The sequence below is a fragment of the Vibrio sp. KUL80 genome (assembly GCF_059725495.1).
In genome coordinates, this window is sequence record NZ_AP045841.1 from 2,714,328 (window position 1) to 2,729,724 (window position 15,397).

At 46.9% G+C, this 15,397-nt stretch carries 13 protein-coding genes; 5 read left to right on the forward strand and 8 right to left on the reverse strand.

Annotated elements, in window-relative coordinates:
* Nucleotides 1–23: 23 nt before the first annotated feature.
* Genes AC6I8U_RS12540 through AC6I8U_RS12550 form a run of 3 tightly spaced genes read right to left on the reverse strand, consistent with a single transcriptional unit; the run spans nt 24 to nt 2,748 of the window.
* Nucleotides 24–254 carry a FeoC-like transcriptional regulator gene (locus AC6I8U_RS12540; RefSeq protein ID WP_128647838.1) on the reverse strand — a complete coding sequence of 77 codons (231 nt, stop codon included), beginning with the start codon at nt 252–254 and terminating at the stop codon, nt 24–26.
* Nucleotides 251–2,521 (reverse strand): Fe(2+) transporter permease subunit FeoB, encoded by a 2,271-nt coding sequence (feoB, locus tag AC6I8U_RS12545; protein WP_498017060.1) that lies wholly within the window; start codon nt 2,519–2,521, stop codon nt 251–253. Before feoB ends, AC6I8U_RS12540 begins: the two co-directional genes overlap by 4 nt.
* Nucleotides 2,521–2,748, reverse strand: coding sequence for a FeoA family protein (locus tag AC6I8U_RS12550; RefSeq protein WP_498017061.1), 228 nt, complete (start codon nt 2,746–2,748; stop codon nt 2,521–2,523). The genes feoB and AC6I8U_RS12550 overlap by 1 nt, the downstream gene beginning before the upstream one ends.
* A 557-nt stretch (nt 2,749–3,305) precedes the next feature.
* On the opposite strand from AC6I8U_RS12550, the gene AC6I8U_RS12555 reads away from it, so the two are divergent.
* Genes AC6I8U_RS12555 through AC6I8U_RS12565 form a run of 3 tightly spaced genes read left to right on the forward strand, consistent with a single transcriptional unit; the run spans nt 3,306 to nt 5,676 of the window.
* Nucleotides 3,306–4,052 carry a 5-oxoprolinase subunit PxpA gene (locus AC6I8U_RS12555; protein WP_498018360.1) on the forward strand — a complete coding sequence of 249 codons (747 nt, stop codon included), beginning with the start codon at nt 3,306–3,308 and terminating at the stop codon, nt 4,050–4,052.
* Complete coding sequence (gene pxpB, locus AC6I8U_RS12560) at nt 4,049–4,744, forward strand: 5-oxoprolinase subunit PxpB (RefSeq protein ID WP_498017062.1); 696 nt, start codon at nt 4,049–4,051, stop codon at nt 4,742–4,744. The genes AC6I8U_RS12555 and pxpB overlap by 4 nt, the downstream gene beginning before the upstream one ends.
* Nucleotides 4,732–5,676, forward strand: a complete 945-nt coding sequence (locus AC6I8U_RS12565) for a 5-oxoprolinase subunit C family protein (protein WP_498017063.1) — start codon at nt 4,732–4,734, stop codon at nt 5,674–5,676. The genes pxpB and AC6I8U_RS12565 overlap by 13 nt, the downstream gene beginning before the upstream one ends.
* A gap of 16 nt (nt 5,677–5,692) precedes the next feature.
* Here AC6I8U_RS12565 and AC6I8U_RS12570 read toward each other — a convergent pair whose 3' ends face one another.
* Both AC6I8U_RS12570 and znuA read right to left on the reverse strand, forming a co-directional pair.
* Nucleotides 5,693–9,151, reverse strand: a complete 3,459-nt coding sequence (locus AC6I8U_RS12570) for a helix-turn-helix domain-containing protein (RefSeq protein WP_498017064.1) — start codon at nt 9,149–9,151, stop codon at nt 5,693–5,695.
* A gap of 178 nt (nt 9,152–9,329) precedes the next feature.
* On the reverse strand, nt 9,330–10,214 hold the full coding sequence (znuA, locus tag AC6I8U_RS12575) for a zinc ABC transporter substrate-binding protein ZnuA (RefSeq protein ID WP_498017065.1): 885 nt from the start codon (nt 10,212–10,214) through the stop codon (nt 9,330–9,332).
* Between the two features lie 80 nt (nt 10,215–10,294).
* Here znuA and znuC point away from each other — a divergent pair, with 80 nt between their 5' ends.
* Both znuC and znuB read left to right on the forward strand, forming a co-directional pair.
* Entirely contained in the window at nt 10,295–11,083 is a 789-nt protein-coding gene (gene znuC, locus AC6I8U_RS12580; RefSeq protein WP_234494374.1) for a zinc ABC transporter ATP-binding protein ZnuC, read from the forward strand.
* Nucleotides 11,076–11,861, forward strand: coding sequence for a zinc ABC transporter permease subunit ZnuB (gene znuB / locus AC6I8U_RS12585; protein WP_498017066.1), 786 nt, complete (start codon nt 11,076–11,078; stop codon nt 11,859–11,861). The genes znuC and znuB overlap by 8 nt, the downstream gene beginning before the upstream one ends.
* A gap of 96 nt (nt 11,862–11,957) precedes the next feature.
* On the opposite strand, the gene sucD is transcribed toward znuB, so the two are convergent.
* From sucD to odhB, 3 genes are all read right to left on the reverse strand, one after another.
* On the reverse strand, nt 11,958–12,830 hold the full coding sequence (gene sucD, locus AC6I8U_RS12590) for a succinate--CoA ligase subunit alpha (RefSeq protein WP_042476406.1): 873 nt from the start codon (nt 12,828–12,830) through the stop codon (nt 11,958–11,960).
* A complete protein-coding gene (gene sucC / locus AC6I8U_RS12595; protein ID WP_042476405.1) occupies nt 12,830–13,996 on the reverse strand; it encodes an ADP-forming succinate--CoA ligase subunit beta in 1,167 nt (388 codons plus the stop codon). Before sucC ends, sucD begins: the two co-directional genes overlap by 1 nt.
* A gap of 185 nt (nt 13,997–14,181) precedes the next feature.
* Complete coding sequence (gene odhB, locus AC6I8U_RS12600; protein WP_498017067.1) at nt 14,182–15,387, reverse strand: 2-oxoglutarate dehydrogenase complex dihydrolipoyllysine-residue succinyltransferase; 1,206 nt, start codon at nt 15,385–15,387, stop codon at nt 14,182–14,184.
* Nucleotides 15,388–15,397 lie beyond the last annotated feature (10 nt).

Below are 15,397 nucleotides of genomic sequence, written 5' to 3' on the forward strand. Positions count from 1 at the left end.
ACAAAATCGGAGCTTTTTCGTGACTACATTTTAACACTCAGCGATAAAGCATCAGCTTGATTCACATGATATCGCACGCGAATCACCTGGCCCTTCTTATCGCAATCTTCCGTCCTTGAAAGCTTTCCTTTCCGAATCCAGACCGCAAGCATGGCATCAACTCCGTCTTCGCTGAGCGAGAACTGCTTCGCTAGCTCTTGTCGGTTTGCGGCTGGGTTCGCTTCAATATACGCTTTCAACTCCGATAGAATCATGCCGTTTGCATCTCCATTTGTGCCTGCTTTTTGCCTTGGTTCTTAAGCAGTTTCCACACAAATGCGCACATCGCTAAGATTGCAACGATCCACACAGCACTCGACATCGGGTGAAGAGCAAAGTGTGTGACTTGGTAGTACAGCGTCGCACCACCGTAGGCAAGTCCCATGGTCCATACTGCAATAAAACGCGCGTACTTCTGTCCAAACTCTTTCACGTAAGCGCCCATAGCTGCAACACAAGGGGTGTAGAGCAAGATAAAGATCAAGTAAGCAAACGCTGCGTTACTGGTCACGAAGTAGCCTTTAAGGTTACCAAAGATAGAGCTATCTACCTCTTGGTCTTCTGCTACTGCTGACGAATCAGACAGATCACCGACATCGACACCCAGTGGGTCTGAGTAGCTGAGATCCGCTAGGTTCGCAGGAATAGATTCAACGGCTTCTTGAAGGCTACCCAGTAGATCATATTCACCCTCTTCACCCTCACTAGAGGTGTAGAGGCTGTTTAGCGTACCGACCACCGCTTCTTTAGCGAAGATACCCGTGATAATACCTACTGTTGCTGGCCAGTTGTCTTGCTGAACACCCATAGGTGCGAAAACAGGGGTGACCACTTGCGCTGCTTTTGACAGTACTGAGTTCTCGCTATCTTGGTTACCGAAGCTACCATCTGTACCCACAGAGTTTAGGAAGCTAAGAATGGTCACAACTACAACGATGGTTTTACCGGCACCGAGTACAAAGCGCTTTAGCTTCTGCCAGGTCTTAATCATCACATTCTGGAAAGTTGGTAGCTCATAGTCAGGCATTTCCATCACTAGGCTATCGCTGGAGCCCGGGTAAATCGTGTGCTTTAACACCAAGCCAGTAAAGACGGCTGCAACAATACCTAAAAGGTAAAGAGCAAATACCACGTTCTGACCGCTCTCTGGGAAGAATGCAGCCGCAAACAGAGCGTATACAGGCAGTCTCGCGCCACATGACATAAACGGTGCCATAGAAGCGGCGAGTTTACGCTCACGCTCTTGATCCAGCGTACGTGTCGCCATAATTGAAGGCACGTTACAACCAAAGCCAAGCACAAGAGGCACAAACGCTTTGCCTGGCAGACCAATTTTCTGCATGACTTTATCAAGTACAAACGCCGCTCGTGACATATAGCCTGAGCTCTCTAGTACCGCCAAGAACAGATAAAGCGCAGCGATCACGGGAATAAAAGTCGCCACGGTTTGGATACCGCCACCGACACCATCGGCGATCAAAGTAACAAGCCAAACTGGAAGGTGGTCATCAAGAAGGTAGTGCCCGCCATCAACAAGAAGTGCGCCAACGCCGATATCAAAGAAGTCGATGAAAGCACTGCCAATGTTAATGGAGAACATGAACATGAGATACATGACCACGAAGAAGAAAGGCACACCAACCCATTTATTGAGGATGAAGCCATCTACTTTTTCGGTAAAGCTTCGGCTCAGTTTACCCTCGCTGCGGCGAAGCTTTTTACACTGCTCATGCAAGAAGGTGTACTTGGTATCCGCCACTTGAAGGTCAATGTCGATCTCTGCTTGGTTTGATGCCAGCTCGATCTCATCTCTCTGCTCTGAGGTGAGTGAGTTCAGCACCATAACATCATTTTCTAGCGCTCGAATCGCCAAAGCGCGAGAGCTCACTGACTCACCAGCAAAGGCCGGATCAACTTTTGCGATCGCCTGTTCCATTTCAGAGCCATAGTTAATCGCAAGTGCATCGAGAGTAAGACCTTGCACAACCGTTTTATGCAAACGCTCTTTCAGGGCTCTTACCTGATCTTTATCCGTCGCAGAAAGCGTAAGCACTGGGCAGCCAAGTGCTTTTTCTAAGCCAGCGACATCCAGCTTGATACGTTCGCGCTTTAACGCATCCATTTTGTTAAGCACAACGACCATTGGACGACCAAGTTCACGAAGCTGCAGCGTCATGTACAGACTGCGCTCGAGGCTTGTTGCGTCGACAACATTGATAATAAGGTCTGCTGGATGAGTCAGTACCGCACGAGAAGCAATAGACTCATCGATACTGTTGCCATCATTTCCACTATCTAGGGCATAGATACCAGGTAGATCCGTTAGCTGAAATTGGTCACCGGCATGGCTGTATTGACCCGTTTTCTTTTCAACCGTCACGCCAGCCCAGTTACCGACTTGCTGCTTAGCACCTGTTAGGCCATTGAATAGCGTTGTTTTACCACTATTAGGATTACCAACAGTAAGGATGGTGTAGTTCATCACAATGACTCCACTTCTATTGATTGAGCAATATTGTTGCGAACCGCTAGTGACACGCCACGCACTTCGATCTGCAATGGGTCGCCCATAGGAGCACGACGAATCACCTTTACTTCGGTGTTTGGTAACAATCCCATTACCATCAATTTTTTACGGACGTCACTCGATAGCCCAGTTAGTGCAGCAATCTTGCCACTGCTTCCGATGTTCAAATCAGCAAGTTTCATTCAATTCACCCAAACTATGATTGGTAATGAGAAATATTAACATTAACGGTCATTTTATAGTTGCAAGCTTATTTTGCGCATTGCGCTACGTCAATTTAGGCCGGATTGCAAACGTATTATTTGTCAAAATATGTCCGTCAATTACGTCAAAATGTCATCTCAAAAACTTTTATCGTGACAAAACAATGACAGCCACAAAAACTAAATTTAAATAAAAGTGTATATTTTCAACAAGTTAAATGTACCCGAGAAAACTGTCGCAATCTTCATGGTAACTTGCCGTTATTTTTATAAGGAAATTAAGTCGAGTTATTTATAGTTAATACCAACAGAGCAACCTGCTCCTGTTAATCGAAATTCCAGAGGTGATGTGGGCGACCACATCACTCCGGCAGCAAGCGAAGGTGTCATTGACACCCGCGGTATGGTCCCCCGGCTATGCCGCGATTTTTTTTGTCTGCTATCTAATACCTCACAAACCTACCGTCCGCGAATTGTAAAAACACACACACCACTTCATAATTTAACTATCTCTGATAAAAGGAAATTATCCTATGATGAAGTTAAATGGAGACGTTGGTGAAAGCTTTGGTCAATGGAGTATGGGATGTGACAGCGAACTGATCCCGCTTCTCGACATGGCAAACATCGCTTGTGGCTTTCATGCATCCGACCCCGACCACATGTCGCAAACCGTTAAACTTTGCAAAGCAAATGACGTCACCATAGGAGCACATCCGGGGTATCCAGATTTACAGGGATTTGGCAGGCGCAGTCTTGCCATGGCTGGTGAGTCCATTACTCACTCTATCCTGTATCAGGTAGGTGCGTTACAAGCGGTTACAAAGCATCATCAAAGCTGTGTCGAGTACATAAAACCTCATGGCGCGCTTTATAACGATATGATGGCATCTGCTTCTGTATTTGATGCTGTGTTGCAGGCCGCTCATACGCTAGAGTTGCCTTTGATGATATTAGACACCGCAGAAGCGAACACTTATCGCTCTCTTGCTGACGAGGTGGGAGTTGCTTTGATTATGGAGGCGTTTGCCGATCGTCGGTATCTGAGCTCTGGTCGCCTTGCGCCTCGTCAGCTCGACAACGCCGTCCTTCACCAGCCTGACGAAATATTGTCACAAGCTGATGCTTTTCTGTCACAGCGCCCAATCACCACCATAGAAGGTGAGTCATTACTTCTAGCGCCAGATACACTTTGCGTCCACGGTGATAACCAAGCGTCTATAAAAGTAGCAAGTCAGTTAAAACAGCGTATCGCTCAGACTGAAGCTAAGGCTAAATCATGAAGACGCCGTCTATAGAGCAAGTGAGTGAATCGGCACTGATGTTAACCTTTGCTAGCCGTATAGATACGTCCCTTCCTACGAAAATTGCCAGTATCGCCAATCAGCTAGAGCAAGCGTTTTCAGGCTCAATTACCAACTGCACCCCCTCCTACACAACGCTTCTTATTGAGTTTCATCCGATTCGCGGCTCTGCCAACCAGATCATTCAGTTCGTAGAGGGAATTTCTGCCAAAGATGAGATTGATGAGGACACGTTAGGTGAGCCTATTATGTTGCCCACTTATTATGGTGAAGAAGTTGCTCCAGATTTGCTCGCACTAGAAGCCTCGCTGTCGTTATCTCGACAAGATATAGTCATGTACCACACCAGTACGGTTTACTCAGTGTGTGCGATTGGTTTTGCCCCTGGCTTTGCATTTCTGGCAGAGTTGCCCGAGCAGATACGGGCACCAATACACGTCACACCCCGCTCGTTTGTGCCAAAAGGCAGTGTCGGTATCGCAAACAACCAAACCGCCGTCTATCCCAACGACACTCCGGGAGGATGGCAAATTATTGGCAATTGTCCTTTACCCCTGTTTAATCAAGCGTCACCAGATCAATCACTTCTAAAAGTCGGTGACAGAGTGCAATTCCATGCCATTAGTAAACAGAAGTTTTTGTCGCTAGGAGGGCGCTTATGGGACGCCTAATTGTCATCAATGATAATCATCATATAACGACTCAAGACTTAGGCCGGTTTGGAGCCAGTAAATACGGACTCACTCAAGGTGGCGCCGCAGACCTTCATGCTCACTGTTGGGGACAAAAACTACTGGGTAACACCATGTCTAGCACCAGCCTCGAAATATTATTGGGGCGTGCCAAATTCCGAGCCGAGGGTGATATGATCCTTGTTCTCACTGGCGCAGATTGCAACGCCGAGATACTGACAGGGAGCACAGACAGTAGAAGAGTCGTCAATTGGCATCCATTTGGCCTCAGAGATGGACAAGAGTTGCATTTATCGATCCCGAGAGCGGGTTGCCGAACCTATATCTCTACAAGCGGTGGATTCGATGTCGCAACCTTTATGGGAAGCACATCGACCGTCGAGCGCGATGGGGTCGGTGGTATCAAAGCAGGTTTGCCATTAGCTAATGGAGATTCGCTAAAGTCAGTCGACAGCGATTCATCCATTCCTTCCGATAACATCCCCAGAACGGCAATGCCCAATTACGAAGGCCTGCGTACACTTCGTATTATCCCTAGCTTTCAATATCACCAATTGGATAGGCGTCTTCTGCAAAGAGTTCTGCAACAACCTTACAGCGTCAGTCCGAACAGCAACAGAATGGGAGTTAGACTACAAGCAAGCCTTGAGTCAGAGCCAGTAAATACTCACTCACTCATTTCTGAAGGTATTGTCTGTGGTGCTGTACAGATCCCACCCGACGGCAATCCTATTGTCATGTTAAGCGACCATCAAACGCTTGGCGGGTATCCAAAACTTGGTGTAGTCGCATTTCGCGATCTTTCCGTTGCGGCTCAATTAAGACCTGGAGATGCTGTACGTTTACGCCTTACTAACCTCCCACTGGAGAGACTGAAGCAGCGTGCATTTTATCGCTACTTTAATCTGTAACAAGGTCACTCAATACCTAGCTCTCGGTCACGTCCATCATGGCAAACTTAGATGGTGGAAGGCCAAAGTAGACCTTAAAGCGCTGCGAGAAGTACGATGGATCATTAAAGCCACACGCAAAGGCAACGTCCGACACCTTCTCTCCCTGCAGAAGCATCTCACAGGCTTTTTCCATGCGAACATCCGTTAAATAATCGGTAAAGGTACTGTTAAACTGCGATTTAAAGCGGCGCTGGAAGCTCCTTTCTGACAAGAATAGAGCTTTAGATACAGACGCAGTACTAAAGTCCGGGTCATTAAACTGCTCCGATACTAGTCGAGTAACTTGGCGCTTCCACTGCTCATGCTTGTCGACTTTTATTTCAACAGGCTGCTTCGAAGCCTCCACTCCGAGTATCGGTTTTCCAACTGTACGCTCTGAGATATCGCCAGAACCACTGTCTCGCTTGTCTTCTGGAGAGAGCATCCAACGAAGTGTTAAACGATTCGTGCTTCCTCTTTCGACGGGCTTTAACTCCCCACCTGAGCGATGAATATGAGCAGGGAGGCTCGAAGGGCTAAAATCGAGCTGACTCTCCTTTCCGTCAAACGATTGAGTGGAGGCCTGTTCGTTGTAGTTAGGCAAAGGTAAACCATTGTCTTCGAAAATAACATTGAGTTTGGTTAGTTCATCATCAACCGTCACCTTAAGCACCTGACCTCGAACCATTCTTCGAAGTGCATTAGCGATGACAGAGTTGAAGATGATGTCGAGATTACACGTATCGAGAACTACACGCTCACAGCTCGCTTTGACCACGAGTTCGACTTTTATGCCGTAGCTATCCAGCTCTTTTTTCCACGCATCGACGGTAAACTTGAGGATACTAACCACAGAGCAAACAACAGGTGATGTACTCTCCTCATCAAAAATAGCCTTGATGTTGTCAAGTCCATCATAATCTGGCGTTTTACTCTTTGACCAGTTAGGGATCTGCTCAAGCTTAAACTGAGCACTATGTTGGGCCGCTTGCTCCACCAGCTCTTGCAGCAATAGTTGTCGGATTTTGAAAGCCTTACGCAACTGCTGATTATTACCAACCAATACTCGACTCTGGTGCTGAAGCTGCTCAGTTTTTAAGGCGACTTGTGTCTTCAACGAGCGGTTCATAAACCGAATCCGTCTTGAGCGCCAATAGATAATGCCAGCAATAAGCAGTATGGATGCTAGCCCTAGGACGGAATAGAACATGCCCGTCATGTACCAAGGAGTACGTACTAAATAACTGAAGCGTATAGGAAGACTCTGCTCTTGCGCACCTAGTACGGCCACTTCAAGGGAGTGGATACCTGGCGTTGGCTTATCAATGTTTAGTTGGAAGCCTTGCATCATTTGCCAATCGGTATCCGGTGTTCGGTATACCAAACTTTGGCCTTGATTAGACGGCCACAAGCTCAATTGCAATGCAATGCTATCGCCATAATCAACGTCGTGGACCGCCTCCTGAATGTCACCCAAGCTGATGGGTTCGTTATTCACCGATACTTGCGAGACTAAAACCTTAGGGGTTGGCGCAGGGTTATCTAGCAGTTTGTTGGGAGAAAACTCTACGATGCCATATCGTGAACCTAAAACGACGCGATCACTGTATGAGCTATAAGCACAGCTACCGTTAATAAATTCATTGCTTATCACACCATAAGGCGCACTTAGGTGTCTGACTATCTGCCCATTATCATTGTATGCGGTGAGTCCCGCAGAGCTAATAAGCCAAAACGCATTATCACTTCGAGTAATACAAACAGGTCTAGTGCTATCCTGAAAAAGCTCCAGTCGAGAAAATAACTGATGCTCAGTATCATAGCGAAACGCACCATAGCTGCTAGCAGCCCAGATACTATTGTCATGCGCAACCATTTCGGTGACGCTTCCAAATGGCTCACTTTCACCAATATAACGACTTCGACCTTGCTCAATGATATAGAGCCCGTGATCCGTGCCAATGAGGGCCCTATCCTTCCCAAGTGCATTTATCTCGGTCACCTTTGCGGGTAAGTGACCACTCACAACCCATTCTTGCCCATAGTCTTTTGCAGAGCGAGTTTCGATGTCGATACTGAAAAGATGAAGACCGTCACTGACCCACAATACGTGACCACTCCCTAAAGCAACATGTTCGACCTGAGCCGGGAGGTTTTCTACGGTTTGATTCATTGCTGTAATTTGGTAAGCCCCAAGCTCTACATGCATGAGCCCTCGGTCTGTGGCCAACCAAAGCTCTTGCTCGCGCTGTGCAAGTGAGGTCACTGCGCCCCAAAATACCATCGCTGACTCACCCTGCTCATCAACGGAGTAGAGCGCGCTTCCGGTAATGACCCAATATCCTCCAAGCGGATTATCCATCACCTCCAGCTTTGGCTCTAAGCGATTCAGGTTTTCATCAATCGTTACCGAGCTACGTTTAAAAAGCGAACCATATTCAGAAAAATAACGGACACCGTTATTCGTCGCGATCCACATACCGAGTTCACCGTCCGCGACAAGGGCATAGATCTTCTCACCAGCAAGACCAAATTCATCGTGAGGGTTAAATTTGACTCGTTTAATTTCCTGAGACGCTTTGTCCAGAAGGTACAGTCCCTGCTCCGTTCCTACCCAAAAATGTGTCGCGGAGCTCTCAAGTGCAAGTACATGTTGACCTAGTGGAAAGAACTGTCGTTCGCCATTGTTATCTAATGGCAAAGTCTCAACACCGGAGTGGTAGCCTATGACAAGCGTATTCGACTGGGGCTCGACAAGTAACCGAGAGACTTGTCCACGATGTGTTTTCCCCACGTAGCTCAAACTATCGTTTTGCCAACGATAGAGCCCAACATTGGTTCCTATGTACCAACCATCTGAAGTGTCTATCGCTGCGGTCACCGAAACGCCAACACCACCATAAAAGCGCTCAAACGCCTTGATCTCAATGGATTCAAATCGAGAGTTTGAATCACTACCAAGATAGAGGTGTTGGTCGGTCGCAAACCAAATGTGTTCACCACCATTTCCAAGCGATTGAATATGCTCAGTCAGCTTAGTGGTATAAACCTTCTCGACGTTACCAAACGGCTTTTTAGAAAAAAGCTTGTTTGCCTTTGCATACCAAAACTGCCCCTCAAAAAAAGTGACGTCATTATATTCGAACGCGAGATTCTCTAACTCAATAAATCGAGTACCATCGTAAAAGCGCACACGACTATGGACGTCAATGGACCAAAGCCCTCCCTCAACCCCCGGAAACAACTGTTTAGCAGCTAGGAACTGCCCATTGGTTTGTAATGACAAAGGATAAAAAACAGGAGGAAGCTCTTTCGCTTTTAGGCTTAATGGACATAGCAAAAGCAAAGCGGTGAACAAACAAGTAAATATCGAGCGAGCAGACACCGTTTGACTACCCGCTCTTTTATGCGAGGTAGTAGGCGAGCTAAGTGTTTGCAGCAAGGATAGAGTCAAAGCCAAACCAGTTAATTTGCGACGATAATTATCGTAAATCTACTGGATTTGGCTTTGTTAGGAAAGGAAAAGCGTGACTTCAGTCGCCTAAATGGCTAAATGATCACAGGTAAAACTTAATTAAACGCCCATTTTGTGGAACGGCACTCACATTATGTGCAATGTCATTTGTCGGCTTTTACTGACTTAGACACCCTGCATAGCTATCTGCAACTGCCTTTAAGAAGGTGAAGTAGCTGCCTTTTTTCACCTCAATATCAGTACCTAATGGGTCGAGCTGACCAATATGCGTGCCCGTCCCGCGTGTCAATGACTCAACAACCGCAGGGGTAAATTGAGGCTCAGAGAACACGCATTTTACATTCTGCTCGCGCAGCGTTGTCTTAATTGAGATCAGTGTCTTAGCGCCAGGCTTACGTTCAGGGCTAACAGTAAAATGTCCGAGGTTGTTGAGCTTAAAGAATTCCTCGTAGTATCCGTACGCATCATGGAAAACGTAGTAGCCTTCACTACGAACCGGCTCAAGTTGTGCCTTCACTTCATCAATCGTTTTATCTAGACTAGCTTCAAACTGCGCCAACTTTTGTTGGTAAGCTTCGGTATTATCAGCGTCAAGCTCTTGAAGCTTGGTCGAGATTGCACGCGCAACCTGTCGGCTCTGCTCAGGGCCTAACCATACATGAGGATCATAGCTACCGTGATGATGACCTTCATGCCCATGGTCATGCTCATCTTCGCCAAATTCACGCAGCGATAGCCCGTCAATCGCTTCAATTTTTACCGTATTAGGCTGCCCTTCCAGAGACTTTGATAAGAAGCTCTCAAGATCGTTACCAAACCAAACCACAAGTTCACTGCTACGTAATTTCTTCACGTCAGAAGGTTTGAGTGCATAATCATGAGGAGAGGCGTTGGCATTCAATATTGAAGACGTAGATTGCCCATCGAGGATAAGCTCCTGAGAAATCATCTCAAATGGTTTAATACTGTTTAGCACTTCAAAAGCTTGCGATTTAAGCGGAAGCAGTGTAGTAAGTGCCACAATTGGAATGTAACGATGCATAGGGCTTCAAAATCCTTCTAGCTAGTAATGGCTCGAAATGTTACATTATAACACGTATCAATTGCAAATGAGTTCTATTTATGTCCGAACTGATTAAACTGGACCGCGTTAGTGTTGAGTTCAGCAAGAGAAAGGTTCTAGATAATATTAGCCTAACGATAAATCGTGGTGAAATTCTCACTCTAATAGGTCCTAATGGTGCCGGAAAGTCTACGCTGGTAAAGGTCATACTGGGTCTTCAAAATCGCTACAAGGGCCATATTACGCGCGATAAAAAACTCAAGATTGGTTATGTTCCTCAGAAGCTCAAACTCAATGATTCACTTCCGCTTAATGTGGAGCGCTTTCTGGCATTAGCCGGTAAGTACAGTGTTCAAGAAAGGCTCGATGCTCTAAAGCTTGTCGGAGCTGAACACCTAATTAAGAACAACATGCATCAACTCTCTGGTGGTGAGAACCAGCGCGTATTGCTCGCACGTGCGCTCTTGCAACGACCTGATATATTGGTCCTTGATGAGCCTGCGCAAGGTGTTGATGTGCAGGGTCAGATCGACCTCTACGAACTCATCGATTCGATACGTCATCGATTTAATTGTGCCGTGTTTATGGTGTCGCACGACCTTCATCTGGTGATGGCAAAGTCCGATAACGTTATCTGTCTGCACCACCACATTTGTTGCCAAGGTGCGCCACAAACGGTCAGACAGCACCCTTCTTACATTGCATTGTTTGGTAGTGCTACGCAAGAAACACTGGCCTTCTATCAACATCAGCACCTACATCACCACCACGACCTGTCAGGTGAACCAGTGCAAGGTGACGCCACACAATGTTCACACCATGATCACGGACACGCCCATCATGATTGAGTTTTTACTTCCTTCGATTATTGCCGGTATTGGCATTGCTTTGATTGCTGGTCCACTTGGTTCCTTCGTGGTTTGGCGCAGAATGGCTTACTTTGGCGATACGCTTGCCCATGCCTCACTAATGGGTTTAGCTCTTGGCTTTCTGTTCAACATTAATCTCTATCTCGCGCTCGTCATTTGCTGTATGGCGTTAGCTATCGTTTTGGTGACGCTGCAAAAGCAGAAACTGGTTGCGACAGATACTCTGCTTGGGATACTCGCACATAGTGCGCTCTCGCTCGGTTTGGTTGCCGTAAGCTTTTTGGATAATGTTCGCGTCGATTTGATGAGCTACCTTTTTGGTGACCTGCTTGCTGTCTCGCCGACCGATCTTTTCTACATTTATGCTGGAGTCGCGGTGATTGGCTTGTTGCTGTTCATTTTTTGGCGGCCACTTCTGTCAACGACTGTGAATGAAGATCTCGCTGCCGTTGAAGGCGTCAACGTCGATTTAATGCGCTTAATCATTATGTTAATGGTGGGTCTGGTTATCGCTATCGGAATGAAGTTTGTTGGCGCACTGATTATGACATCACTACTCATCATTCCCGCAGCCACCGCTCGCAAGTTTACTGTGACACCAGAGCAAATGGCTGTTACCGCATCTATCATTGGTATCATCTCTGTCTTTTGTGGCCTTAGCCTCTCTTGGTTCTACGATACACCCGCAGGGCCATCAGTGGTGATCAGTGCTGCAGGGTTCTTCTTACTGGCTCAGCTCGCGCCCTCAAGAGCCTAACGTTCGACGGATTCTTAGGTTTACACGTAGTTTAGATACTAGAAACAAAAAAGCTCTAGCGAATCGCTAGAGCTTTGTATTTTTAACAACTAGGCATTACCAACCGGTGATCTCACGAAGACCTTTACCAATGTCAGCAAGGCTCTTAACCGTCTTAACACCCGCAGCTTCTAGTGCTGCAAACTTGTCTTCTGCGGTACCTTTACCACCAGAGATAATCGCACCAGCGTGACCCATACGTTTACCAGGAGGCGCTGTAACACCTGCAATATAAGAGACAACCGGCTTAGTGACGTTCTCTTTGATAAACGCCGCAGCTTCTTCTTCAGCAGTACCGCCGATCTCACCGATCATAACGATAGCTTCAGTCTCTGGATCTTGTTCAAACAGCTTCAGGATATCAATGAAGTTTGAACCTGGGATTGGGTCACCACCGATACCAACACAGGTAGACTGACCAAAGCCTTCGTCAGTTGTCTGCTTAACCGCTTCGTACGTAAGCGTACCTGAACGAGATACGATACCCACTTTACCTTTCTTGTGGATATGGCCTGGCATGATACCGATCTTACACTCATCAGGAGTGATAACGCCTGGACAGTTTGGACCAATCATCACAACGCCCGCTTCATCTAGACGTACTTTAACGTCAAGTAGATCAAGCGTTGGAATGCCTTCAGTGATGGTTACGATAAGCTTGATACCAGCATCAATCGCTTCAAGAATCGCATCTTTGCAGAACGGAGCTGGTACGTAGATAACTGATGCCGTTGCACCAGTTACTTCAACCGCTTCGCGTACTGTGTTAAATACAGGAAGACCTAGATGAGTTTGACCACCTTTGCCTGGAGAAACACCGCCAACCATTTGTGTGCCGTAAGCAATAGCTTGCTCTGAGTGGAACGTACCTTGACCACCAGTGAAGCCTTGGCAGATAACTTTTGTATCTTTATTAATTAGTACAGACATTATTTGCCCTCCGCTGCAGCAACTACTTTTTCCGCTGCTTCTGTTAGCGAGCTTGCAGCAATGATATTCAGACCACTTTCCGCGAGTTTTTGTGAGCCGAGAGGCGCATTGTTACCCTCTAGACGAACCACTACTGGTACTTCAACACCCACTTCTTCAACTGCACCGATGATGCCATCCGCGATAAGGTCACAACGTACGATACCACCGAAGATGTTAACCAGAACTGCTTTCACGTTGCTGTCAGATAGGATGATCTTAAACGCTTCGGTTACGCGTTCTTTTGTCGCACCACCACCTACATCAAGGAAGTTAGCTGGCTGACCGCCGTGTAGGTTTACGATGTCCATGGTACCCATTGCAAGACCCGCACCGTTAACCATACAGCCGATGTTGCCATCAAGTGCTACGTAGTTAAGCTCCCATTGAGCCGCGTGTGCTTCACGCTCATCTTCTTGCGAAGGATCGTGCATTTCACGAAGCTTAGGCTGACGGTAAAGTGCATTTGAATCGATGTTGATCTTGCCATCAAGACATAGAAGGTTGCCTTCGCCAGTGATAACCAGTGGGTTAATTTCTAGCAATGCAAGGTCGTATTGAGCAAACATGTTGCCCAGACCCATGAAGATTTTTACGAACTGCTTGATTTGGTCGCCTTCAAGACCAAGCTTGAACGCAAGCTCACGACCTTGGTAAGCCTGTGGACCCACTAATGGATCAATCGCAGCTTTATGAATAAGCTCTGGCGTTTCTTCCGCCACTTTTTCAATCTCAACGCCACCTTCAGTTGATGCCATAAACACGATACGACGTGTAGCACGGTCAACAACGGCACCAAGATACAGCTCATTGGCGATGTTAGACGCTTCTTCAACTAGGATCTTAGTCACTGGTTGACCATTTGCGTCTGTTTGATAAGTCACTAGGTTCTTACCAAGCCACTTCTGAGCGAATTCTTTAACACCATCTTTGGTGTCATGAAGCTCCACGCCGCCCGCTTTACCGCGGCCACCAGCGTGAACCTGACATTTAACTACTTTCTTTTCAGTACTGATACGACCAGCAGCTTCGAATGCTTCTTGTGGGGTGTCACATGCGTAGCCTTCTGGTACAGGCAATCCGAATTCTGCAAACAGCTGTTTGGCTTGATATTCATGCAAATTCATTGTGCGATTCCATTTGTTATATCCCTGAGGGATTTTATATTTCCATATACCGATTATCGGTAATACGTCTGTAGGAGTACTCGTTAGAGCCGCCTCTTCGGGGCTTACTAAGGAGCTAGACGTTGAGCTAGTCTAGCTCCATTTATTTTGGACGTCTATACATCCAAAATAAAAACAACGCTTAACTATACATCCAGTAGCAAGCGTGCTGGATCTTCCAGTAGTTCCTTGATAGTCACCAAGAAACCTACTGACTCACGACCATCGATTAAACGGTGGTCATAAGAAAGCGCTAAATACATCATCGGCAGGATCTCTACCTTGCCATCAACAGCCATCGGACGGTCTTGAATCTTGTGCATACCCAAGATTGCCGCTTGTGGTGGGTTGATGATAGGCGTAGACATTAGTGAGCCAAACACACCGCCGTTAGTGATGGTGAAGTTACCACCCGTCAACTCTTCAACCGTTAGTTTGCCGTCACGACCTTTGATCGCTAGCTCTTTAATACCTTTCTCGATATCAGCAAAGCCTAGTGAATCACAGTCTTTTAGTACTGGTGTCACAAGACCACGTGGCGTTGAAACTGCCATGCTGATGTCAAAGTAGTTGTGATAAACGATGTCATCACCGTCGATAGATGCGTTCACTTCTGGGTAGCGTTTTAGCGCTTCCGTTACGGCCTTCACGTAGAAAGACATAAAGCCTAGACGAGTGCCGTGGCGCTCTTCAAACTGGTCTTTGTACTGCTTACGAAGATCCATAATTGGCTTCATGTTCACTTCGTTAAACGTCGTCAGCATCGCGGTGCTGTTCTTCGCTTCAAGCAGACGCTCCGCTACACGTTTACGTAGGCGAGTCATAGGTACACGTTTTTGGCTACGAGCCAATACAGGTGCTACCGCTGCCTCAGCCTCAGCTTTAGGTGCGTTCTTCGCTGTAGCCAGATGCGCTTCGATGTCTTCACGCGTAATACGACCGCCAACACCAGTGCCTTTTACATCCTCAGCTCTGAGGTCGTTCTCTGCAAGAAGACGACGAACGGCTGGGCTCAGAGCGTCATTAGACTCTTCCGTTAGCGCCGCTTTGTGACGCTTGTCTGGAGAAGCTTCTGTTGATTCAGTGGTATCTGTGGTTGGTTCACCAGCGACTGCACCAGGCTTAAGCTTGGCAATCAGCTGCTTAGATAGAACCGTTGCGCCTTCTTCTTCAATAATCTCTTCAAGAACACCGTCTTCAGGTGCAGGGACTTCAAGAACCACTTTATCGGTTTCGATATCAACGATAACTTCATCACGCGCTACCGCTTCGCCTGGTTTCTTGTGCCAAGTCGCGACTGTCGCGTCTGCAACTGATTCAGGTAAGTCTGGAACCAGAATTTCAATTGTCATATCTGTTTCT

What these genes read in the sequence shown, in the direction of transcription:
- AC6I8U_RS12540 (WP_128647838.1), bottom strand. Translation starts at nt 254, where the DNA reads ATGATTCTATCGGAGTTGAAAGCGTATATTGAAGCGAACCCAGCCGCA.
- feoB (WP_498017060.1), bottom strand. Translation starts at nt 2,521, where the DNA reads ATGAACTACACCATCCTTACTGTTGGTAATCCTAATAGTGGTAAAACA.
- AC6I8U_RS12550 (WP_498017061.1), bottom strand. Translation starts at nt 2,748, where the DNA reads ATGAAACTTGCTGATTTGAACATCGGAAGCAGTGGCAAGATTGCTGCA.
- AC6I8U_RS12555 (WP_498018360.1), top strand. Translation starts at nt 3,306, where the DNA reads ATGAAGTTAAATGGAGACGTTGGTGAAAGCTTTGGTCAATGGAGTATG.
- pxpB (WP_498017062.1), top strand. Translation starts at nt 4,049, where the DNA reads ATGAAGACGCCGTCTATAGAGCAAGTGAGTGAATCGGCACTGATGTTA.
- AC6I8U_RS12565 (WP_498017063.1), top strand. Translation starts at nt 4,732, where the DNA reads ATGGGACGCCTAATTGTCATCAATGATAATCATCATATAACGACTCAA.
- znuA (WP_498017065.1), bottom strand. Translation starts at nt 10,214, where the DNA reads ATGCATCGTTACATTCCAATTGTGGCACTTACTACACTGCTTCCGCTT.
- znuC (WP_234494374.1), top strand. Translation starts at nt 10,295, where the DNA reads ATGTCCGAACTGATTAAACTGGACCGCGTTAGTGTTGAGTTCAGCAAG.
- znuB (WP_498017066.1), top strand. Translation starts at nt 11,076, where the DNA reads ATGATTGAGTTTTTACTTCCTTCGATTATTGCCGGTATTGGCATTGCT.
- sucD (WP_042476406.1), bottom strand. Translation starts at nt 12,830, where the DNA reads ATGTCTGTACTAATTAATAAAGATACAAAAGTTATCTGCCAAGGCTTC.
- sucC (WP_042476405.1), bottom strand. Translation starts at nt 13,996, where the DNA reads ATGAATTTGCATGAATATCAAGCCAAACAGCTGTTTGCAGAATTCGGA.
- odhB (WP_498017067.1), bottom strand. Translation starts at nt 15,387, where the DNA reads ATGACAATTGAAATTCTGGTTCCAGACTTACCTGAATCAGTTGCAGAC.